Source organism: Wohlfahrtiimonas populi, from assembly GCF_002006795.1.
In the GTDB taxonomy this organism is placed as follows: Bacteria; Pseudomonadota; Gammaproteobacteria; order Cardiobacteriales; family Wohlfahrtiimonadaceae; genus Wohlfahrtiimonas; species Wohlfahrtiimonas populi.
Map to the genome: position 1 here is coordinate 1 of NZ_MVDN01000017.1, position 23946 is coordinate 23946.

General features: G+C 37.6%; 21 protein-coding genes. 11 read left to right on the plus strand and 10 right to left on the minus strand.

Features of this window, described 5'->3' with window-relative positions; all coding sequences use genetic code 11:
* The 9 genes from BZK16_RS12865 to BZK16_RS12905 form a co-directional block, all read left to right on the plus strand.
* A partial coding sequence (locus BZK16_RS12865; protein ID WP_143691185.1) for a DsrE family protein occupies window positions 1-269 on the plus strand: 269 nt, incomplete at its 5' end.
* A gap of 34 nt (window positions 270-303) precedes the next feature.
* Window positions 304-1008 carry a DUF1190 domain-containing protein gene (locus BZK16_RS12870; protein ID WP_077929295.1) on the plus strand — a complete coding sequence of 235 codons (705 nt, stop codon included), beginning with the start codon at window positions 304-306 and terminating at the stop codon, window positions 1006-1008.
* A gap of 7 nt (window positions 1009-1015) precedes the next feature.
* Entirely contained in the window at window positions 1016-2179 is a 1164-nt protein-coding gene (locus BZK16_RS12875) for a glutathionylspermidine synthase family protein (RefSeq protein ID WP_077929296.1), read from the plus strand.
* Window positions 2180-2328: 149 nt separating this feature from the next.
* Window positions 2329-3219, plus strand: coding sequence for a pirin family protein (locus BZK16_RS12880; RefSeq protein ID WP_077929297.1), 891 nt, complete (start codon window positions 2329-2331; stop codon window positions 3217-3219).
* A 443-nt stretch (window positions 3220-3662) separates the two neighbouring features.
* On the plus strand, window positions 3663-4712 hold the full coding sequence (locus BZK16_RS12885; RefSeq protein WP_077929298.1) for an iron ABC transporter substrate-binding protein: 1050 nt from the start codon (window positions 3663-3665) through the stop codon (window positions 4710-4712).
* Window positions 4712-5698 carry a FecCD family ABC transporter permease gene (locus tag BZK16_RS12890; RefSeq protein ID WP_077929299.1) on the plus strand — a complete coding sequence of 329 codons (987 nt, stop codon included), beginning with the start codon at window positions 4712-4714 and terminating at the stop codon, window positions 5696-5698. Before BZK16_RS12885 ends, BZK16_RS12890 begins: the two co-directional genes overlap by 1 nt.
* Window positions 5695-6450 carry an ABC transporter ATP-binding protein gene (locus tag BZK16_RS12895; RefSeq protein ID WP_077929300.1) on the plus strand — a complete coding sequence of 252 codons (756 nt, stop codon included), beginning with the start codon at window positions 5695-5697 and terminating at the stop codon, window positions 6448-6450. The genes BZK16_RS12890 and BZK16_RS12895 overlap by 4 nt, the downstream gene beginning before the upstream one ends.
* A gap of 18 nt (window positions 6451-6468) precedes the next feature.
* Entirely contained in the window at window positions 6469-7287 is an 819-nt protein-coding gene (locus tag BZK16_RS12900) for a class I SAM-dependent methyltransferase (protein ID WP_077929301.1), read from the plus strand.
* A gap of 16 nt (window positions 7288-7303) precedes the next feature.
* Window positions 7304-9466, plus strand: a complete 2163-nt coding sequence (locus tag BZK16_RS12905; protein ID WP_077929302.1) for a TonB-dependent receptor plug domain-containing protein — start codon at window positions 7304-7306, stop codon at window positions 9464-9466.
* A 119-nt stretch (window positions 9467-9585) separates the two neighbouring features.
* On the opposite strand, the gene dcuC is transcribed toward BZK16_RS12905, so the two are convergent.
* From dcuC to BZK16_RS12920, 3 genes are all read right to left on the minus strand, one after another.
* Window positions 9586-10974: an anaerobic C4-dicarboxylate transporter DcuC gene (gene dcuC, locus BZK16_RS12910; protein WP_077929327.1), complete on the minus strand. Its 1389-nt coding sequence runs from the start codon at window positions 10972-10974 to the stop codon at window positions 9586-9588.
* 254 nt (window positions 10975-11228) lie between these two features.
* Window positions 11229-12392, minus strand: a complete 1164-nt coding sequence (locus BZK16_RS12915) for an MFS transporter (RefSeq protein ID WP_077929303.1) — start codon at window positions 12390-12392, stop codon at window positions 11229-11231.
* A 422-nt stretch (window positions 12393-12814) separates the two neighbouring features.
* Window positions 12815-13558, minus strand: coding sequence for a tetratricopeptide repeat protein (locus BZK16_RS12920; RefSeq protein WP_077929304.1), 744 nt, complete (start codon window positions 13556-13558; stop codon window positions 12815-12817).
* Window positions 13559-13674: 116 nt separating this feature from the next.
* On the opposite strand from BZK16_RS12920, the gene BZK16_RS12925 reads away from it, so the two are divergent.
* Complete coding sequence (locus BZK16_RS12925; RefSeq protein WP_077929328.1) at window positions 13675-14613, plus strand: NUDIX hydrolase; 939 nt, start codon at window positions 13675-13677, stop codon at window positions 14611-14613.
* Here the strand turns inward: BZK16_RS12925 and nadA are convergent.
* Complete coding sequence (gene nadA, locus BZK16_RS12930; RefSeq protein ID WP_077929305.1) at window positions 14610-15632, minus strand: quinolinate synthase NadA; 1023 nt, start codon at window positions 15630-15632, stop codon at window positions 14610-14612. The two genes, BZK16_RS12925 and nadA, sit on opposite strands and share 4 nt — an antisense overlap.
* A 277-nt stretch (window positions 15633-15909) precedes the next feature.
* Between nadA and nadC the strand changes: the two genes are divergently transcribed.
* Complete coding sequence (gene nadC, locus BZK16_RS12935) at window positions 15910-16761, plus strand: carboxylating nicotinate-nucleotide diphosphorylase (protein ID WP_077929306.1); 852 nt, start codon at window positions 15910-15912, stop codon at window positions 16759-16761.
* 38 nt (window positions 16762-16799) lie between these two features.
* Here the strand turns inward: nadC and BZK16_RS12940 are convergent, their stop codons facing one another.
* From BZK16_RS12940 to fdnG, 6 genes are all read right to left on the minus strand, one after another.
* Window positions 16800-17138, minus strand: coding sequence for a YetF domain-containing protein (locus tag BZK16_RS12940; protein WP_077929307.1), 339 nt, complete (start codon window positions 17136-17138; stop codon window positions 16800-16802).
* A complete protein-coding gene (locus BZK16_RS12945; RefSeq protein ID WP_077929308.1) occupies window positions 17128-17775 on the minus strand; it encodes a DUF421 domain-containing protein in 648 nt (215 codons plus the stop codon). The genes BZK16_RS12940 and BZK16_RS12945 overlap by 11 nt, the downstream gene beginning before the upstream one ends.
* A 113-nt stretch (window positions 17776-17888) precedes the next feature.
* Window positions 17889-18764, minus strand: a complete 876-nt coding sequence (locus tag BZK16_RS12950) for a formate dehydrogenase accessory protein FdhE (RefSeq protein WP_077929309.1) — start codon at window positions 18762-18764, stop codon at window positions 17889-17891.
* A gap of 65 nt (window positions 18765-18829) precedes the next feature.
* A complete protein-coding gene (locus tag BZK16_RS12955; protein WP_077929310.1) occupies window positions 18830-19486 on the minus strand; it encodes a formate dehydrogenase subunit gamma in 657 nt (218 codons plus the stop codon).
* Window positions 19483-20436: a formate dehydrogenase subunit beta gene (fdxH, locus tag BZK16_RS12960; protein WP_077929311.1), complete on the minus strand. Its 954-nt coding sequence runs from the start codon at window positions 20434-20436 to the stop codon at window positions 19483-19485. The genes BZK16_RS12955 and fdxH overlap by 4 nt, the downstream gene beginning before the upstream one ends.
* A complete protein-coding gene (gene fdnG, locus BZK16_RS12965; protein WP_096777526.1) occupies window positions 20436-23501 on the minus strand; it encodes a formate dehydrogenase-N subunit alpha in 3066 nt (1021 codons plus the stop codon). Before fdnG ends, fdxH begins: the two co-directional genes overlap by 1 nt.
* Window positions 23502-23946: the final 445 nt, after the last annotated feature.

Genomic DNA, 23946 nt, shown 5'->3' on the forward strand with positions numbered 1-23946 from the left:
TTCGTTATATGAATACAGCGCTTGAAATGGATCACGAAGTGACTGCATTTTTAATGAGCGCAGGTGTTGAATGCGAATTCATGGACCATGAATTTTTTAACGTATCAGATCAAATTGATCGCTTCATTGAGAACCGTGGCAAAATATTTTCATGCAGCACTTGTCTTCAGTTCAGAAAGCTCCATGATAGAGATCAACGAACAGAAATTACAACAATGTTAAAAGCTGTTAAAATGACGGAAGAAAACGACCAAGTTTTAACCTTTTAATTCAACATTTTATTTTTAGGATAATCACTTAAGTATGCTGAAAAGAACACGTTCCATTAATAAATTTACCTTTCGCAAAAACTTCAAGTTAAAGCCAATTGCACTCTCATTATTTGTTGCATTTGGCGTTGTGGCTTGCGGTGGTAGCGATGATACTGAACAATTGACAATCTATGCAGATGCACAAGATTGTATCAGTAACAATCCAAACATGGTTTCAGAATGTAATGCCGTTTATGAAAGTGCAATCAAAGAAGCGATTGAAACTGCACCTAAGTACGCAACAATTGAAGAATGTACAGCTGACTTTGGTGCTGAAAACTGCCAATCAGTTCAACAAGCTGCAACAGGCAATGCTGAACAATCAATGCAGCAACAGCAATCATCTGGTGGATTCTTCATGCCATTACTCGCTGGTTTCATGATGGGTAAATTGATGAGTGGAATGACTGGTGGCAACAATATTGCGCATAAACCAGTTTATTCGCCAAAAGATGCAACTGGCCGCCCTACTAACTTTTATGATAGTTCAGGCAAAAGCTACGGCGCAGCACAAGCTGGTGGCCGTACTGTGTCTGTACCAAAAAGTGATATCAAATCTAAACCTGCTGGCACAATGCAACGTGGTGGTTTTGGTAAAATGGCTGCACAACAGCGTATTGCCGCTTCACAAAAGCAAAATACTCAACGTTCAGCAACATCGAATTCATCTAGCCGTTCAACATCTTATGGTGGTTAATTTTTAGATGAAAAGAGTTGCAATAACGCCAAGAGCAGATTGGCAAGAGAAAGCCGTGGAATACGGCTTCTATTTTCACACCATGTATGATGAGCCTTATTGGAGTGAAGATTATTATTACGAATTCACAGAGCGTGAAATTGATGAATTAGAATCAGCAACGAATGAATTGCATCAAATGTCATTGGAAGCAGTTGATTTAGTTGTCAATAATGAAGCTTTGTTGCAAAAATTCCGCATTCCTGAAAATGTTTGGGGATTCCTTGCAGATTCATGGCACAAAAAAGAGCCATCTTTGTATGGTCGCTTTGACTTTGCTTATGATGGTAAAGCACCACCAAAAATGTTGGAATACAATGCGGATACACCAACTTCATTGTATGAAAGCGCATTCTTTCAGTGGATTTGGTTGGAAGACCAAATTGAACGTGGCCATTTGCCAGAAGGTGCTGATCAATTCAATAGCATTCAAGAGAAATTAATTGAACGCTTTGCTCATTTTAAACAATGGCATGGCATTTCTAAGTTACATTTCGCATGTTGCTCAGATACTGAAGAAGATCGTGGTACCATTCAATATCTACAGGATTGCGCATTAGATGCTGATTTAGCAAATGATTTCTTATTCGTAGAAGATATCGGCATCACTGAAAATGGTCAATTCACAGATGTGAATGATGAATTGATTCGCACGATCTTTAAATTGTATCCTTGGGAATTTATGTTCCGTGAAGAGTTTGCGAACCATTTGGATAGCCGCAAAACTTTATGGGTTGAACCAGGTTGGAAGAGCATTTTGTCCAATAAAGCAATCTTGCCTTTGTTATGGTCAATGTTCCCAAATCATCCAAACCTATTGGAAAGCTACTTTGCAGAAGATAGCAAAGCCAATAATCTCTCCACTTATGTGAAAAAGCCGCTCTTCTCTCGTGAAGGTGCGAATATTTCTATCGTGGATCGTGGTTCTATCATTTCTGAAATTGATGGTCCATATGGTGAAGAAGGCTATATTGTTCAGGCTTATTATCCATTGCCAAAATTTGAAGATAACACAACATTAGTAGGAAGCTGGGTTGTAGGCGATGAATCTGCAGGTATCTGTATCCGTGAAGATAAAGAGATCATCACACAAGATTTATCTCGCTTCTATCCTCATGCAATGATTGGTTAATATTTATAGTTATTAGAAAGCGATCTTCGGGTCGCTTTTTTATTGTTGCAAATATAGAATTGACCATCCATCAATATTCACTGATTTTTAATTGAATGACATCATAAAGCTCGTTATCCTATTGATATATATTTATTAGGAGAATAATTATGAGCATCGAATTATTTGAATTACGCACTGCTATTATTGGCGAAAACTTCCCAATTAAGCGCGCAATTCCGCAACGTGAGCTTCGTAATATTGGCCATTGGGTTTTCTTGGATCATGCTGGCCCAACCATTTTTAAACTAGGTGAAGATGTTGATGTTGGCGCGCATCCACACATTGGCTTGCAAACATTCTCGTGGTTATTACAAGGTGAAATCATTCATAATGATAGTTTAGGCAGCCATCAAATCATGAGCCCTTATCAAATCAACTTGATGACAGCTGGCAAAGGCATCGTTCATACTGAATTGAGTCATCCTGATAGTAAAGAACTACATTTAGCACAACTTTGGATCGCATTGCCAAAAGATAAAGAAACGATTAAGCCTGATTTTAAGCATTATCCTAAATTGCCGCACATTAATCATGATGACTATGAAGCTTATGTTTTAGTGGGTGAATGTGATGGTCATATTTCCCCTGTGGAAATGCATAGCCCATTAAGTGCATTGGACATTAAAGGCAAAAAAGATGTCACCATTACTTTACCATTGAATCCTAATTTTGAATATGGATTATTGCCATTAGAAGGTGAAATGACGGCTGAAGAAGCACAAATGGATGATAATACTTTGGCTTATATCCCTGCGGACACAACATCCATCACTTTAAAATTACATGAAGGCAGCCGTGCTTTATTGATCGGTGGCGAGCCAATCGAATATCCGCCATTAATATGGTGGAACTTCGTGGCTTGGGAACAAGAAACCATCGAAGAAGCATTGAAAGATTGGGAAAATCATTCTGATCGTTTCCCCGAAGTGCCTTATCCTGGCAAAAGTGAGCCCTTAATCGCCCCACCGTTAACTGGCAAATTAAAATCACATAAATAATCTTTAAGTTATTCCTCAACATATAACCCACTTCATATACAAATGTAGTGGGTTGCTTTTATATAATTTTAAGATTAAACACAAAAAACCCCAATTAAGGGGAACGTCCTACTAAGGACCAAGGATTGTGTGTGTTACAAGAAGGCTGTACCCACTTTCAGGGGAGGGGATGAGTACAACCTAACTTCTGAGATGAAATATATCACCCTTGCAGTTTATGTAATATTCAATTTTCCAAGTTTTACATCAGATATACAAATATTTACATGTTAAAAACTGTCTCAAATATTGCCTGATAAACTTCCCAATTACGTTTCAATCAACCTTATCATATTGATTAATATCAAATCTTTATTACCGCTTATCGTTATATTTGACAATACATAACGGTTATCTTAATCTGTGGTTTCCCTTAAATCACTAATTAACTAGTCACTTTGTATATGGAAAATCGCCGTAGCTTTTTAAAGAAAATGTTAGTGACATCCCTAGTCGCTCATTTTCCTGCCATCCTCATGGCAGAAACAAATCAATCATTTTTGATAAAAAGCTTCGGCGAGATTCCTTCACCTCAAAATATTCATCGAGTATTAAGCGCTGGCCCAGTTTCCGACGTGCTTTTATTATCATTAGTGCCAGAAAAATTATTAGGGCTTTCAACACATCCTTTATCGGATCTACAAAAGCCATTTTTTAGTCAGCATTTACAACAATTACCCCAAACTGGTCGATTTGCTGGCCGTGGCACAACAGCTTCTTTAGAAAAAGTCATACAAATGAAGCCTGATGTCATTGTTGATATTGGTAGCATTACGCCAACTTACGTAAGCACTGCTGAACGCGTTCAATCACAAACCAACATTCCCTACGTTTTGATGAATGGCTCTTTAGCTGAAACGCCACAACAATTATCCCATTTAGGTGAATTGCTCGGCGTTAAAGCACGAGGGCAAAAATTATCAGATTATGCACAAAAAGTATTATCACAAACTCATAATATTGCTGAAAAAATTACAGAATCATCCCAATTAAAAATCTACTCTGCACGCGGTGCTGATGGATTAGAAACAGGTTTAGCAGGTTCCATTCATACAGAAGTATTGGATTGGGTTGGGGCAAAAAACGTCGCAGAAGGCGCAGGTGAAAAAATCATTTCTCGCGTTTCTATGGAACAACTAATGCTATGGCAACCTGATGTGATCATTGCGATGGACAATCATTTTTATCAAAAAGTCCTCACTGATCCATTATGGCAACGATTACCTGCCGTAAAAAATAGACGCGTTTATTATGCACCTAAATTACCTTTTGGTTGGTTAGATCAACCTCCAAGTATTAATCGTTTATTAAGCGTTTCTTGGCTCGCTCACGTTTTATATCCTGAATTATTATCATACGATGATTATGCCCAAAATATCATTGAATATTATCAACTGTTCTACGGCTATTCATTATCACATGAAGCCTTAACCCAGCTCACTGGAACCATTTAATGGTTAGGTTGTTAATCCCACCCATTGCATTATTCGTAATGGTGCTGATCGCATTTTGTGTTGGGCAGATCAATATTCCCTTCAGTGATTTAATCCATGCTTTTAAAGAGTTATTCAACGACGAAACATTGAGTGATCAAAGCTTTGTACTATGGAATATCCGCTTACCGAGAATTCTCATGGCTATTTTAGCAGGTGCAGCTTTAGCAATCGCAGGCAGTACTTATCAAGGCATGTTCAGAAATCCTTTAGTATCGCCTGATATCTTGGGCGTTTCTGCAGGTGCAGGATTGGGTGCTGTTCTTGCCATTTATCTCAATTATTCTGTGATTGGCGTGCAAATCCTATCTTTTATATTTGGCTTAGCCACAGTATTTTTAGTTTATATCATCTCCCAATGCGTTCGTAGATTAGATCCTATCTTGGCGCTTGTTTTATCAGGCATTGCAATTTCAGCATTACTTGGTGCAAGCATTTCCATGATCAAGCTATTATCTGATCCTTACAGCCAACTCACTGTAATCACATTTTGGATGATGGGTTCATTAACTATGGCAACCATGAGCGATTTAGCCATCGTTGCACCACTATTATTGGTGAGCATTATTCCACTCATTCTGCTCCGCTGGCGCATGAATCTATTAAGCCTCAATGATGAAGAAGCTCTTGCGCTTGGCGTGAATATTAAACACTTGCGCATTATTTTTATTTTATCTGCCACATTGATGACATCCGCAACTGTTGCCATTACAGGCATCATTGGTTGGATCGGTTTAGTGATTCCACATATTGCGCGATTATGGGTTGGCCCTGATTTTAGAAAAATGTTACCAACTGCCCTATTTTTAGGTGCCACTTTCTTACTGCTCACAGATACAATCGCCCGCACAGCATTCCCTATTGAAATTCCATTGGGTGTATTAACTGCATTCATTGGTGCACCATTCTTCATTGGTTTATTGATCAATGGCGGAGCAAAATCATGAGCCTAATTCAGTTACAGGATTTAACGATTGGTTATCGTGGGCAGATTATAGCGGAAGAACTGAATCTCTCCTTTCAATCACAAGAAGTGACTTGCTTATTAGGCGCAAACGGCTGTGGTAAAACAACATTATTGAAAACGATTTTAGGCGTATTGCCGAAAATTGCAGGCAATATACTCATCAATCAAAAGCCACAGCAAAAATGGCAACGCAGTGAATTATCCAAATATTTAGGTTATGTGCCACAAGCCCACAATCATGTTTTTCCATTCACAGTAGAAGCAGTTGTGCTAATGGGAAGAACAGCTCATTTAGATTGGTATTCATCCCCAAAAGCACAAGATAAAGCCATTGCCCATGAATGCATTCAACAATTAGGTATTGAGCATTTAACGCATAAGCCTTACACGCAATTAAGCGGCGGACAACAACAATTAGTATTGATTGCCCGTGCTCTCGCACAGAATCCATCATTTTTGATCATGGATGAACCCACAGCAAGTTTAGATTTTGGTAACCAAATGCGAGTGCTAGAACAAATAGAAAAACTCAAAGCACAAGGTTTATCCATCTTAATGACAACACATCAACCCGAGCATGCAATGCAAATTGCAGATCGTATTATCTTATTAGATCACGGCACTATCATTGCAGATGGCTCACCCAAAGAGTGCTTAACCATAAAAAACTTAGCACACATCTATGCGCTCGATGAAGCCATCATCGCTAAAAATTTACCATTTATTATTTAATCTTAGAGGAATGACATTATGTCTAATTCTAAAACTATTTTTGATGTCGATTTTGCAGAACTTTATCGAAATCATGCAGCACAAGCCATTCGTAAACCTAAAACATCTGATGATTGGGATAAAAAAGCCCATAACATGAAATCTGGCGGTGGTTGCGCGGGGGTATCTTATATTCAAGATTTTACATCTCGTATGGACTTAACAAATGCGAGCACATTATTGGACGTAGGCTGTGGCGGTGGCACAATTGGCTTAGCGTTAGCATCCGGTTTAGAAAAAGTGTATGAACTAGATTACAGTCCAAAAATGCTCGAAGTTGTCAAAGAACGCGCAGCAGAACAAGACATTGAAAACTATGAATGCATTTTAAAATCATGGGATGACAATTGGGATGATGTGCCTGAATGCGACATTTGCGTATCTTCCCGCTCCTCCATGGTGAATGACATTGAATCAGCTTTAGCAAAACTCAATAGCAAAGCCAAAAAAGCTGTCTATATGACAATGACAGTAGATAAAGATTTCATCAGCCGAGATATCCTGCGCGCCATTGGCCGTGATGATATTGGCTTCCCTACTTATATTTACGCCATGAACCTACTTTATCAGCAAGGTTATCGTGTTTCTGTAGATTTTTTAGAAACACAAAATTGCTCAAGCAAAGTGCTCACATTGGATGAGCCAAGCTTTATCGAAGCAGTTCAATGGTCGATTGGCACATTGAATGAAGAGGAGATTGATCGTTTGGTGCATTACTACCAGAAAAACCAATCCAAAATTTATTCAGCACAACCTATGCAACACGCATGGGCTTTTATTCACTGGAAAACTCATTAATTTGGGAATGTCTAATATGATTCAACCATCATCTTTATTTAAAATGAGCAAAATTGCGGCTGCATTATTACTCTGCTCTTCTGTTGTGTATGCAGATGAAGCAGTACAACAAACAGAAGAAACAACTGCGCAAACAACCAAAAATAGCAACGTATTCACATTAGGTATTGTTGTGGTTTCAGCATCGATGCCACAAACATCTGAATTGTTTGAATCTTACATCAGTAAAGAAACCATTGATCTTTTAGAAGCAAAAGATGTGGGCGAAGCGCTGCAATATACACCTGGTATATTTTATGATTCGCCGATTGCTTCAGGTAACTCAGGACGATTTGAATCTGGCGTTACTGTGCGTGGTTATAGTTTACGTTACGTACCTATTTATGTGGATGGCATTCCCGTTTATATTCCCTACGATGGTTATTCGGATATGGGGCGATTCTCCACTGCTGATATCTCCTCCATTCAAGTGGCTAAAGGCTATAGTTCTGTCATGTACGGCCACAATACAATGGGCGGTGCTGTGAATATTGTCACGATGAAGCCTCGCTCTAAATTCGATTTTTCTGGCGTGATCGGCGGTGGATCTGGCAATACACAAGAAACCAGTGTTAACGTTGGGACATTACAAGAAAATTGGTATTTACAAGCAGGTTTTTCTGACCGTACACGCAAATACACACATTTAGCAGAGAAATTTGAAGGCATCGATGCTGAAGGTCAAACTGTGAATTCAGATAAGTACCTTTACAATGTAAAAGATCGCCGTACGAACATTAAAGTTGGTTGGACACCAAATGCAACAGATGAATATGTATTGAGCTATTCCAAGCAAGAAGCAAAAAAATATCCTGGCCATAAAGGACAAAAAGGCTTCATCCCAACCACTTGGAAATGGCCAAAATGGGATCGTGAAACGATTTCGTTTGTATCAACCACTTGGTTAATGGACGATAAAGTTTATATCAAACCTCGTATTTATTATGATACTTATAAAAACACATTAACTGGCTGGCGCGGTGATCCTAAAGGCAGCCATTATGATGACAAAGCATTTGGTGCATCGGTAGAAGTTGGTACAACCGTTATCAGCAATCATTTAGTTAAAATGATGTTGAGCTATAAAGATGAAACTCATAAATCCTTTGATACATTCCCCAATTCATCATTACATATGCCTGATTCCGACTCTAAAGCAACGCAGAAGTTCTACTCGATTGCTCTAGAAGATACGATCACATTCAATGAACAATGGGAAGCACAGTTAGGGATTGTCTATACTAAACGCACAGCTTCAGCAAGTGACATTGGCATTAATACTCAACATTTGTTGAGTGCTTACCCAGCAGCTAATTCAATGTTAGCGCCTTCTTATAATTCTACAGATTTCCAAGCAGCTCTATTTTATAAGCCAACTGATCTAGATACTTTCCGTTTCACAATTGGTAAAAAAACTCGTTTCCCAAGTTTTAAAGAATCTTATTCTAACTATGCAGGTGGATCAGAGAAGAAATGCCCGAAAGGACAAACTGGCTGTAAAGCAGGTGAATTTGTACCGAGCATTACTTTGCAAAACCCTGGCTTAAAACCTGAAAGTGCACTCAATATTGAATTGGGTTATAACGGCACACCAATTGATGGCTTGACGATGGATGCTGCATTGTTCTATAGCCAATCCAAAGATGCTATTGATCGTAGTGATTTTGATTTCAATAGCTTCGCTGGTTATGCAATTCGCCAATCCATTAACTTACCTGGTAAAGTTGAGCGTAAAGGGATTGAATTAGGTTTGGATTATGAGTTAAGCCCATATCTACAATTAGGTGCAGGCTATACTTATTTGGATGTTAAAAATAAAGATCATAAAGAGATTAAGATCAAACATATGCCAAAACACTTTGGTTATCTTTATGCATCCATCAAACCTGTGGATTGGATCGCAATCACGCCATCCATGACAGGTAGAAGCAGTAGCTATGCAAACATGGAAGGCACAGAGAAAAATAGAGCTTATCAAATCTACGATTTAAAAATCAGCGTAATGCCACCACAATGGAAAGGTGTAACATTCAATGCTGGCGTTGACAATATCTTCAATAAAAACTACGCATCATTTAATAACGATTATTCATCACCAGGTCGTTCATTCTATGCCAATATGCGCATTGATTTTTATTAATTAAAATTTAAAAGACAAAAAAGCCAGCATTGCTGGCTTTTTTTTGATTTGAAACTCAATGATTATATGATTTATCCCTTCCTCCAGAAGGGATAATTTTATTAAGCAAATTTTTGAGTCTATAAAGGTGCAGTTGGGACTAAAATCTCTGTTGCAATGATCACTGCCAACATTCCCACAATCATTGGCACAGCTGTTCTTTTTACTACTTCAAATGGTGAGATATTTGCCATCCCTGACGTTGCAACTACAACACCAGAAACTGGTGACATTGTGCGCCCAATATTGGATGCTTGGAGCATTGGGATCACTAAATATGCAGGATTAATCCCCATTTCTGAAGCAACTTTTGGAATGAACTCTACAAATGCATAAAATGGTGCATTACCAGAACCTGTTGCAATGGCTGCGAGCATTGTGACTAATACTAAAACAATCATCATGATTAAAGCGCCACCACCTGCTGATTCTGCCAATTCAATCAAACCTGATGTAAAGCCCACAACTTTTAAACCTTCTGCAAATACACCAGCAGCAACTAATAACATCACAACTGTAACAAATGCATCACCCATGCTTTTATAAGCGCAATTTAAGCCTTCGAATACTTTCTGTGCATCGAATGAGCGAATAAACTCAATAACTGCTGTAATGAATAAGCAAATAATCAAAACTGTAATAATATTCAAATTTGGAATCAATTGATCACTGAATGGCAATGTCCATTTACCAGAGAAAACCAACACCCCGATAATGGGCAAAAATGGCAGAATTGCGTATGCAGATGGTGCATTAGTTTTAATCTCATTAACATCTAAACGTTCACAAACACTATTCTCTTTTCGGTCTAAATAACGCTGCCAAAAGAAATGTGTGATTGCAATGGCAATGATTGCGATAATTGAAACTGGCAATGTTTTATAAAATGCAAAATTAATCAGTAAATCGCCACCCATACCTGATTTCTCAGCTGCCAAAATGACATCACCTGATGTTGGTGACAAAATTAATGCCGCTGGGGATGCACAAATTGCTGTAGCAGCACCTCGGCTAATACCAACATTCACCATCAATGGGAACAATGTTCCCATCAATAACACGCCTAATCCTGTTGCAGAAGACACGGCAAATGACATCAAACATGCAATGAAATAACCTGCGATCATCAAGATATACGGTGATTTAATATGTGTTAATGGTTTAGATACAAGTTTTACCACAACATCATTCGCACCAATATGATTCATGTAGGATGCAAATCCACATAAAATCATAATCATCATTCCTAAATCAGCAGCACGACTGGATAATAAGCTTTTTGTGAATTCAAAAATATCTAGGACTTCAATGCCTGTTGATTGATCAGGTATGATATCTCTACCTAAAAATAAACTGATAATCAAAAGTGTAAATCCACCCAGCATTAATACGCCTGTTGCCGAGTAACCTTTAATAATATACCGCCCCACCATAATGGCGACGATAGTGCCAATCAATAGATCTATCACATACATCGGAATGCCTAACATTTTTTATCTCCGTCGATTTTGAAACTGCATTAGTAAATTTTTATCCCACATAACCGTAGAATACTGGCCTTATGAATTTTCTCTAAGCACTACAATTACATTTCTTAACGCACATCAACTAATTGTTCATTTATTCTTTGTTAGCTCTTAAATATTATTAAATTTATTATTTTCATATTATATATTAAACCCAATAAAAAACGCCCCGAAAGGCGTTTAAATAGTTTTAATTTTTATTCCCATCCTGTTTTCTTTCTCAATGCATATGGCAACAATGATAATAGCCCTAAAAATGCTAAAGCCGCACCGATCCATATAGTCGAAAGGTAACCAAAGCCTGCTGTAATTGCTAATCCACCTAAATATGAACCACCACCTAAACCTATATTAATGACAGATGTATGAACTGCATTCACCATCGGGCCTGGATGTGCGACACTGGCAATACGAGCCATCATCGCAGGATTCATCGGTACACCAGATAATCCGATGAATATAATGAATAAAATAGTTAGCCAAGCAAATTCTGCAAATATCGCCATACTCATTAAAGAAACAGTCAATACTGAAAGCCCAATTAACATAACCTGCAAACTATATTTATAGGCAAAACGAGCAGTGATAATATTGCCAATCACATTAGCAACACCATAAAGCATTAAGATAAATGGAATCACTTTTACATCCATTTGTGTAACATACGTTAAAATTGGAACTAAATAGCTAAATGCTGCAAAACTTGCACCTAAAATCAAACAACTTGTTAAACATGCTTTCCAATACGCTGATTTCTTGAATGCATCCATTTCATTAATAGTATTTTCAGGCTCAATATTTTTATTGGTTTTTAAATCAGGCAGCATGAAAAACAAAGAAATTAAACAGACAAATACCATAACTGCGACAATACCAAAACTGACTCTCCAGCCAAAATATTCATTCACAATAGTGGCAAAAGGCACACCAAAAACATTAGAGATCATAAATCCACCAATCACAACAGCTGCTGCACTTGGAATCTTTTCTCGAGTAACAATCGACATACTAGTGGCTAAAGCTAAACTCAAACAACCTGCACATAAAATACCAATGACAACTCTAATGACTATCAAAATTTCATGGCTATTGATCAAAGCACTGATGCCTTGAATAACAGCATAAAGTAATAATAAGATTAATAAGGTTGGGCGATATGGTGCTTTAAATTTTAAAAAGAAATATGTTAAAACTGGGCCACCTAGCATCACACCAAAGGCAAAATATGAAATCAAATGCCCAACCTGCCCGATGGATATATTAAAACTGTCAGATAATGATGACATCATTCCTGCAATCATTAATTCTGATGTGCCAATTGAAAAAATGGCAAGACCTAAAACATAAACTACTATTGGCATATTTGTTCCTTTATAGACAAATGTTAATACAACTAAATGATCGTATTACCAATGCAATAGCTTTTAACTGTTCATTCTTTATTTTAGCTGTAGCTTATTTATTAATAGTCACACAGGGCAAAGCCTGCATATATGCTAGATTTTATTCGTTATTATGTGAACGATTAAATAGTAATACGATATTTAGTGACAAACAGAAATACAATAAGTTACTAACTGCCAAGTTAGATAACCATAAAATATTTGTTTGTGGGTTTTAGCCATTGAATGACGATGTATTTCAATGGCATTTCATACTAAATTGATCTTTGAAATCAATCTGTAAGAATATGTTTACACCTGTGAAAGATATCACGATCGTGCAACACGGCAGATAATAGCTACTATTACCCTTTAGGTCAAATACTATTTAATTTTTCAGATTACCAATGATGATCACTGATAATTTTCTTCAAGCGCTTTAAGCATTCACTATTCAAATCTCGCACATGACTAGGAATTAATTTTACCTCATCACGTAATGCCAATGCTCGTTCTTTAGCTTTATCCAATTCATTTAACTGCACTAATGCTTCTACATAACTCACTTTAGCTTCATAACCTCGATAATAAACCACTAAAGCATCAAACTCTTCAATTGCCCTTTGTGTATTACCTTGTGCTGCCAAAGATTTAGCATAAAATAGATGCCCTTCACTGGAATCATAATCTGGATTTGTCGCTCTCAATTCATCCAATGTTTGAATCGTAACTTGTGGTTGATCTAAGAAAAAATAGCATTTTGCAATTTGTAATAATAATTCAGGATCATTGGCATATAAGCCCACTTGAATCTTTTCATAAAGCGTCAAAGCATCTTGATAGCGATGTGCTGCAAAATATGCATCCGCCAAATATTTTTGATTCATAAAAGTTGGAGCCGTTCTCACTTCATTTTCAGCTGTCTTAATATCAGCATTAGGATTCACTAAACCTTTAATATTTTTATTAATTTTATGCCCACGACGAGAATCCATTAAGCTTGGCAAAATCACCACCACAAAATATGCAATCGGCCCAAGCATTGGCGCAATGATTACAATCAGAACCCAATAACGCTCTTGCCCTGTTTTCATAATGTGAATAATGCAGGCTAATGTGATTAAAATACTTAAAAAATATGGCATAAACTCAGCTCCCAAGATGATGCCATATCATAGCAAAAACATGCATATTTGTAATGCGTGCCTTATCTCAGGCTTTATCTTATAATCACCGTTTATCATTTGAAAATATTCTCTACATGGACAAACCATTTAATACCAAAGAAGCCACAACTGAATTGGCTGCTGTTCTCATTGCTGTGACAGATTCTGAAGCCAAAGTTCTCACAGTTGAACACGGCACTTCTTTGCCAAATGGTCCATTGAATCCCATTCATCGATCACTACAAGCTGGCGCTCGCCAGTGGGTTGAAACACAAACTCAACAATCATTAGGCTATGTAGAGCAATTGTATACATTGGTAGATACCAATCGTAAAACAGCTTCTGGCCATTATCTTATTTACATTAGCTACTTAGGCTTAGTGCGAGAAGAAACCAATCATCTAGAGTCTCAAGCAACATGGTTCAATTGGTATCAGTATTTTCCATGGGAAGATCATCGTAATGGTCGTCCAAGCTTTATTGAGGCAGAATTATTACCCATTTTTAAGCATTGGATCAATGCTGGCAATACGGTGGCTGAGCAAAAATCTCGAGAGCAAAGAATTAATCTCTGCTGGGGTTTATCATCATTTGCGTGGAATGAAGAATATGTATTGCAGCGTTATGAATTGATGTATGAAGTGGGGATTTTGCCAGAAAATATGGCACAAAATGTTATCTTGCCTAAAGAATATTGTGGGCAATCTATGGTGCATGATCATCGCCGTGTTCTAGCTTCAGCAATGACAAGATTGCGTGCCAAAATCAAATATCGTCCTGTAATTTTTGAATTAATGCCACCAACATTCACGTTATTTCAATTACAGCAAAGCATTGAAGCACTTGGTGGAATCACATTGCATAAACAGAACTTCCGCCGTTTCATCATTCAGCAAGACTTAATCGAAGAAACAGGAGAAATGGATCCAACAGGCCCAGGTCGACCTGCTCGATTATACCGATTCAGAGATGATGTTTTATTAGAGCGATCATTATCAGGCAGTAAATTGCCGATTTCCCGCTCATTCAATTAAGCTGGGCCAATTTGGTTAAATAATGCCTGATCTTTGCTTAAATCTCCTGAAGCTTTAATATTGATCGAACGTGTTGCTGAGAAATCCAACATTCTATTGATCCCAATTTCTGCTTGTATTCGAATCTCTTCAGGCACAGTAATTTCATTTGTATAACTTTCTAAAATATTCTGAATTTTATCCAATGTATTCATCGCCATCCAAGGGCACATTGCACAGCTTTTACATGTTGCACTTTCGCCTGCCGTTGGTGCGATGATGAAAGTTTTATCAGGCATTAATTGCTGCATTTTATAAAAAATGCCACGATCTGTTGCCACAATAAATTGATCCACATCTGAGCTTTGTGCAAATTTAATAATTTGTGATGTTGAACCCACAAAATCAGCTTGCTCTACAACTTGAGCAGGTGATTCAGGATGAACTAAAACCAAAGCATTGGGATGTTGTTCTCGGCATAATCGTAAGCTATCTGCCTTAAATTCATCGTGCACAATGCATTGGCCTTGCCATAAAACCATATCAGCGCCAGTTTGTTCAGCAATATAATTGCCCAAATGTCGATCTGGCCCCCAGATGATTTTTTTACCTTCAGCATGTAGTGCTCGCACAATATCTAAAGCAATTGCTGATGTTACAACCCAATCTGCCCTTGCCTTCACTTCCGCGCTTGTATTGGCATACACAACTACAATTCGGTCAGGATATTGATCACAAAACTTGGAAAATTCATCAACAGGACAACCAATATCTAAAGAACACGTTGCTTCTAAATCTGCGACTAAGATCTTTTTATTTGGGCTTAAAATTTTAGCAGTTTCCCCCATAAATTTTACGCCTGCAACGATCAATATTTCAGCCTTTGAATCTCTGCCAAATCTCGCCATTTCCAATGAATCTGCAACACAACCACCTGTTGCTTCAGCCAATGACTGAATTTCAGGATCAGTATAATAATGCGCAATTAATGTTGCATTATTTTGCTGTAATAATTGTTTGATTCTCTTCTGTTGCCCCATTTACTTTCTCCCTTTAACCTTTTATTTTCACATATACTCATAATGAGCATATATTGATTTTAGAGAAAAATCATAACAGACTTTGAATATAAAAACTAATCACTAAATTTCAATGGATTTAGTTTAAAATAAAAAACAAAATTATATCAATACACTATAATTTGATATCAATGACAAAATAATATTCCAATTTCACTGATATTTGCTAAATATGCAATAAATATATATGCTCATACTGAGTATATTTAAATTCATCATATAAATTTAGGAAGACAATATGAGCAAAATAGCACCATTACCTGATGTATTGTTAAAACCATTTATTGAACAAACATTAGCAGAAGATCTTGGCAGACGTGGCGATATCACGAGCCAAGCGATTATTCCTGCCGATAAAATGGCAACTTTACATATCGTTGCAAGAGAAAATGGTATCATGGCTGGACTAGATTTAGCACGTTTAGCATTTGCAATGACTAATGAAAATATTGAATTCATAGCTAAAGTAAAAGATGGTGCTGCAATTGCACCCAATCAAATCTTAGCAACGGTTTCAGGTAACGCTCGTGCTCTATTGACAGCTGAACGCACCGCACTTAATTTTCTGACGCACTTAAGTGGCATTGCGACAGAAGTGAATCGACTCAAATCAATGATTGCCGAATATCCTGTAGAAATTACATGTACACGTAAAACTATTCCGAGATTACGCATATTACAGAAATATGCAGTGCGTGTTGGCGGTGGGCGAAATCATCGCATGGGATTGGATGATGCAATTTTAATCAAAGATAATCACATTGCAATTGCTGGTAGCATCACTCAAGCGATTCGAGATGCTAAAAAATTCGCAGGCCATTTAATTCCCATCGAAGTTGAGGTGGATACCATAGAGCAACTCAAACTTGCATTAACAGAAGGCATTAACCTTGTTTTATTAGATAATATGCCACCTGAAGTTTTGAAAGAAGCTGTTCAGCTTTGTCATGGTAAATGTTTAACAGAAGCTTCAGGCGGAATTACACCTGAAACTCTCGCTACAGTTGCAGCAACTGGTGTAAATTTCATTGCTATGGGCTGGTTAACACATAGTGTTAAATCGTTAGATATTGGTTTAGATTTTATATGACCCTATATAATGCAATGATCTGGAATAATTCTAAAAACTTATGCTTTATTACTTTTTAGCACAAATTTAACTTTATTATTCCAATATTCTGCTAAAAATACCTCTTGGCTATCATTGACATTTTGCTTTTTCAATTCTGTTTCTAACCACTCTTTACTTTTATTAATTTTTTCTAATTCAGAAACCAAAATTTCACCATTGACTAAAATAATAACGGAAGGCAATGGTTCGTGCATTTTAATCACTGTTAATTGCCCATTTGGCTCAATTTGCGCAAAACGAATCTCTTGAAATGAGAGAATACCTTGAGATCTTAATGTAGAAGCAATACTGATAATATCAATTTTATTATCCTTCGATTCAATATTAGANTTTATTACTTTTTAGCACAAATTTAACTTTATTATTCCAATATTCTGCTAAAAATACCTCTTGGCTATCATTGACATTTTGCTTTTTCAATTCTGTTTCTAACCACTCTTTACTTTTATTAATTTTTTCTAATTCAGAAACCAAAATTTCACCATTGACTAAAATAATAACGGAAGGCAATGGTTCGTGCATTTTAATCACTGTTAATTGCCCATTTGGCTCAATTTGCGCAAAACGAATCTCTTGAAATGAGAGAATACCTTGAGATCTTAATGTAGAAGCAATACTGATAATATCAATTTTATTATCCTTCGATTCAATATTAGACAAAATAAATTCACCCTCTTCAATCAAAGGAATCGGCACGCCAATCGTTACGGTTCTCAAGAAATCAAAATGCTTGGTAATCATATTAAGCACTGACATTAACCCAATGCCCATACATAAAACAAGTATATATCGTAGTATTGGAATGGTTTCACTATAAATGACACCACCGATGATGCCACCTAAAATAAAGTTACCAATTAAATCTATAGATGTCATCTGAGAAATCTGTGTTTTACCCATATAATTCATATAAGCCATGACAATCGCAAAACCTATAATGAGTTTAATGAAAGTAAATAAATAGTATTCCATAATGAATGAACTTCCTGCTAAATATATTATGATATTAATACAGATATAAACTATTTGTTATTAAGCATATTAAAAAACCATTCAATCATGATTGAATGGTTTTTCTGTAATTATTATCTCAAATAGAGATTGAATGATTTACGCTGATGATCATCTTCTGCCAATGTGAAATCCAATGACAATGTTGCTAAGTCTTCCACATAAACATCCAACATTGGATTTTTAGTACGATCAATGTGTTTAATGTAAGTTTTACATTCAGGGCAATTTTCTGTCTTCATAACAGATTCTTGACCTTCCACTGATAACAATTCAATTTTGCCTGTATTAGAGCAGTTATGGCAAGTTGAACGAACCTTGTGCCATTTCGTTTCGCATAAATTACACAACAAATAACGCAAGCCGTTATCCATAGGATCAATCACGCTTGCAATTGGTGCATCACCACACATCGGGCAATGATGGAAACCTTGCTCTACTTCCAATTCAGGCAATTCTGCCAATATTGCACTTTTCACATACACGATTTTCAAAGCGATGGACAAGAACAATTGGAACTCTTTAGCAATTTCAGTATCTGTATAACCTAACAGTACACGACCATAATCAATGATCACATCATCAGCTAATTGAGAAAGTTCTTTTGTAACTTTCTGAACTTCATCAGTTAATGGTTTCTTTTGCAATTCAACCAACACAGCTTTCAACACTGTTGGTAAATATTGCAACAAAGCATCATCATTCAAAAATGGATGTTCAGCATTCAACACAGGTTTAGCAATATCACTTTCTTTAAAGATCAAGCGAGCGACTTCTGTTAATTGAATCCAAAAGTCAATGGTAATGTGCAATTCTTCAGGCGCTGTAATGCGCATCTTTTCAAACTGCATCACACGACTTGTGAAAGGATTATCTGTTGGCAAAATAATTGGCTTAACGTCAGGAATTGTTCCCACTAAGACATTATTTTCAGGTGTAAATTGACTCATAATTTTCCCCATAAAAAGAATAAGCGCAATTTCTTGCGCCTATTTTTTAATGATCAGCTGAAAGATTAATCTTTTTTAGCTGACTCAACTTTTGCTTCATTCTTCATGATTTCACGATACCATGCAGGATGGTGCATTTTTGCCCAATTTTCAGACACAACACCTTCTGTCATTGCACGAATTGTACCACGAATCCAAATTGCAGCATAAACGTGAACGATGATACATGCAATCAAAATCAATGCAGCCCAAGCATGCAATAAAATTGCAATGCGGCGCGCAGGAATTGAGAAGTTATCAGCGAAGAAGAAAGGACTCTGCCACATCATAATACCTGTCACTAACATCACGAATAAACATACTGTCATTGCCCAGAACATTACTTTCTGACCAGCGTTGTATTTACCAACATCGCCAACTTCATGACCCATTACTACTTCTTTCACTGATAATGCCCATTTCACATCTTCCATGTTTGGAATGTTATGGGAAGCATAACGGAAAAATTGGATCATAAAGCCCACAAACATGATCATACCTACGAATGGGTGAATGATACGCGCTGTTTGTAATGTACCAAACACTTGACCAAACCATGAGAACGATGGATAGAACAGAGCCAACCCAGAGATTGCTAGCAAGATAAAACAGAAAGCAACGATCCAGTGATTGATACGCTCAGAAGCGGAATAACGTTGAATCAAACGATTTTCTTGTTTCATGCGCTTTTCTCCTTATCAATCTCATCTGCTTTTTTAGCTAATTTCTTAGGATCAATCACATCACGATCTTTATCCTTACTATCAGCATCATTCGGACCTACAGTAATAAAATGTAAGAAACCAAATAAAACAGAAGCAGCAATACCAAATGTTGACAATGGTTTTAAGAAGCCCTTCCAAACTTCAGTAAACATACTGATTTTTGGATCTTTTGGAAGATTGGAATATTCCTGTGGTTTATCTGCATGATGTAACACATAAACAACGTGTGTACCACCAACGCCCTGAGGATTATAAACACCTGCATTATCAAAGCCACGACCTTTCAATTCAGTCACACGATCTTCTGCAAAATGCAACATTGCATCACGTTCACCAAAGCGAATTGCACCTGTTGGACATGTTTTAACACAAGCTGGCTCTTGGCCAACTGCAACACGATCCGAACATAAAGTACATTTGTATGCTTTGTTGTCGTTCTTGCTGATGCGTGGAATATTAAAAGGACAACCTGTAATACAGTAACCACAACCAATACAATTTTCTTCGTGGAAATCAACGATACCATTTTCGTATTGAACAATTGCACCTGGTGAAGGACAAGCTTTTAAACAGCCCGGATCTTCACAGTGCATACAACCATCTTTACGAATCAACCATTCTAATTTCTCTGCTTCATCTGGCTTATCAGCAACGTTTTGCGCTTCCGCAAAACGCATTACTGTCCAGCTTTCTGCTGATAAATCATGCGGGTTGTTATAAGTACCATCACAAGTACCAACGTTATCACGAAGATCATTCCATTCAGAACAAGCAACCTGACAAGCTTTACAGCCGATACAAGAAGTAACATCAATCACTTTTGTTACTTCTGTTACGTGCTTACGAGCTTGCGGAGGTGTTGTAGACGTCGCTGATAAACGTTTAATGTCTAACGATTGCAATGCCATTATGCACCTCCTTGCACTTTCTCAATATTCACTAGGAAAGTTTTAAACTCTGGCGTTTGCGTATTCGCATCACCCACGAAAGGTGTCAACGTATTCGCAATGAAGCCTTGTTTTGTTAAACCTTCATAACCCCAGTGAATTGGAATACCAATATGATAAACAGGTTTGCCATTTACCATCATTGTCTTCATTCGCTTAGTCACAACTGCAACAGCTTTGATGTAACCACGTTTAGACCAAACTTTAACCTTATCACCGTTTGCAATGCCTTTTTCCTTCGCTAACTCTTCACCCATTTCGATGAACTGCTCAGGTTGTGCGATCGCATTCAATAATGCATGTTTTGTCCAATAATGGAAATGCTCAGTTAAACGATAAGTTGTACCTACATAAGGGAATTCACTCATGTCACCCAATTGCTCTCTGTCGTTTTCAAACATACGAACTGCAGGGTTATTCAACTGTTTTGGATACATCAAGTTTACACCGATTGGTGATTCCATTGGCTCATAATGCGATGGAAATGGACCTTCTGCCATTTTATCAATCGCAAACAAACGGCTCACACCTTCTGGATTCATGATATATGGATTCATGTCTGTACCAGGTGGTTCATCCACTTTAAAGTCAGGGATATCGTAACCTGTCCATTTTTTGCCATTCCAGAAAATCAATGCACGATCTTTATCCCACGCTTTACCATCACGATCCGCAGAAGCACGGTTATAGATGATACGACGATTCAAAGGCCATGCCCAAGCCCAACCTAGTGTGTTGCCCAAGCCCGATGGATCACTGTTATCACGGTTTGCCATTTGGTTACCCGCTTCAGTCCATGAACCTGCATAAACCCAACAACCTGAAGATGTCGTACCATCATCTTTTAAGTTTGCGAAGCTGGAAATCAAATCACCTTTACGATGAATGATATTACCCGCAGCATCCTTAATCTCTTCCAATGCATAACCATTTAATTCTTTGGCTAATTCATCTGGATGAGGTTTAGATGGAATACGATAATCCCATGAAATATTCATGATTGGCTCAGGGTTAACACCACCTTGCTCTTGATACAACTTGCGAAGCTCAAACATAATACCTGACAAGATATTAACGTCTGGCTGTGCTTCGCCCGGTGCATCAGCAGCTTTCCAGTGCCATTGCAACCAGCGCGCTGAGTTTACAATCGAACCATCTTCTTCAGCAAAACATGTGGTTGGCAAACGGAATACTGTTGTCGCAATTTTACTTGAGTCAACATCGTTTGATTCACCATAGTTTTTCCAGAAAGTAGATGTTTCTGTCACTAACGGGTCCATAACCACTAAAAATTTCAACTTAGATAATGCAGAAATACTCTTATTCTTATTCGGGAACGATGCGACTGGGTTGAAACCTTGGCAGAAATAACCATTCATTTCACCCTTATTCATCATGTCAAATACACGAAGAATATCGTACATTTTGTCCCATTTTGGCAACCAATCAAAGCCCCAGTTATTTTCTTTAGTTGCATTTGCACCCCAATATGTCTTCATCAAGCTTACGAAGAATTTAGGTGTATTGCCCCAATAGTTTAACTGACCTGGACGATTCGCTTTTGGTGTCGTTTGCGTAATATATGTTTGATAATCTGTTTGCTTATCGCTTGGCAAGTTCAAATAACCAGGCAAGTTAGTTGATAACAAACCAATATCCGTTAAGCCTTGGATGTTTGAGTGGCCACGCAATGCATTGACACCACCACCAGGCATACCGATATTACCCAATAACAACTGAATCATTGCCATTGTACGGATATTTTGTGAACCAATAGTATGTTGCGTCCAACCTAAAGCATACAAGAATGTTGCAACTTTATTATGAACCGCACATGTACCTAATGTTTCACACACTTTCAAGAAGTCAGCCACAGGCGTACCAGTGATTGTACTCACTAGCTCTGGTGTATATTCTTCATAGTGTTTTTTCATCAAATTGAACACACAGCGAGGATGCTCCATTGTAAGATCTACAACAGCATTGCCATTTTCATCCAACTCGTAATTCCAAGAGGATTTATCTGTGTAAGCGTTTTTCTCTTCATCCCAACCAGAGAATAATCCCTCGTCAAAATTGAAGTCTTCACGCACAACAAAATTCGCATTGGTATAGTTTTTAACGTATTCCCAATTAATTTTGCCATTTTTAACTAGCCAATTAATCACACCACCCAAGAACGCAATGTCCGTACCTGAACGAATTGGTGCATAGAAATCAGCAACGGATGCTGAACGATTAAAACGTGGATCTACAACAATGAATGTTGCATTACGTCTTTGTTTCGCTTCAACAACCCAACGAAAACCAACAGGATGCGCTTCCGCGGCATTCCCACCCATTACAATAATTACATCGGCATTACGAATATCAACCCAGTGATTCGTCATGGCGCCGCGACCAAATGATGGAGCAAGACTTGCTACCGTAGGACCATGTCAGACCCGGGCCTGATTGTCTATGGATACCATCCCTAATGATCGAACAAATTTACCTGTAATGTGGCCAGCTTCATTACTACCACCAGAAGCAGCCAATAACCCCGTTGAAACCCAACGGTTTACACGTGTACCTTTTTCATCGTGCACAACCATGTTGGCATCACGATCTTCTTTAACCAATGCTGCGATTTCTTTATACGCTTGATCCCAGCTAATGCGCTCCCACTTATCTGAGTTTGGGCGACGAACTTCTGGATACTTCAAACGGTTAGGACTATGTACATAATCCAACAAACCAGCACCTTTCGGGCATAATGCACCGCGGCTCACTGGATGATCAGGATCCCCCTCAACGTGAATGATGGCTTCTTTAGCATTAAAAGCACCATCTCCCATGCTGTACATTAACAATCCGCATCCCACTGAACAATAAGTACAAGTATTACGAACCTCTTTTGCACGCAATAATTTGTACTGGCGAACTTCCGCATTCGCGATACCTGGTGCCATTCCCATTAGCACCAAGCCAGTTCCACCAACAGCTCCTGCGGACAGTTTAAAAAACTGTCGTCTAGAAACTTCCATAAGCTACCTCTTAAATTCTAATCACTTAACAACTATTCTCTTCAATAAAAAATATTAAAGATGATCTAGCATTATATACTTTCTTACCTAGGCATTCTTTGAGAATCATCATATTCTCTGCCTTTTCTACTACTCTTTCCCTCTTTAAGGATCACTATTTGTAGCCTTGAGCAATATAATTACAGATTCAACTATAGTATTTTACATTGCATGCATACATTTTCCTTAGAACACCATATGAAATCAAGTGATTATCTAGCTTTGTACCTATTTATTGACCGCTTTGAGCTTCTATATCATTATGATCATAGTTCGTAATATCAAATTAGATATTACGCATAAATATCAATAAGATACTGTTAAGTAATACATTTATTAAGCTCATATAAAAAATCCCCCTGAAAAAACTAGATTTTTACAAAGGGGATATCTATTTGTGCCTGTT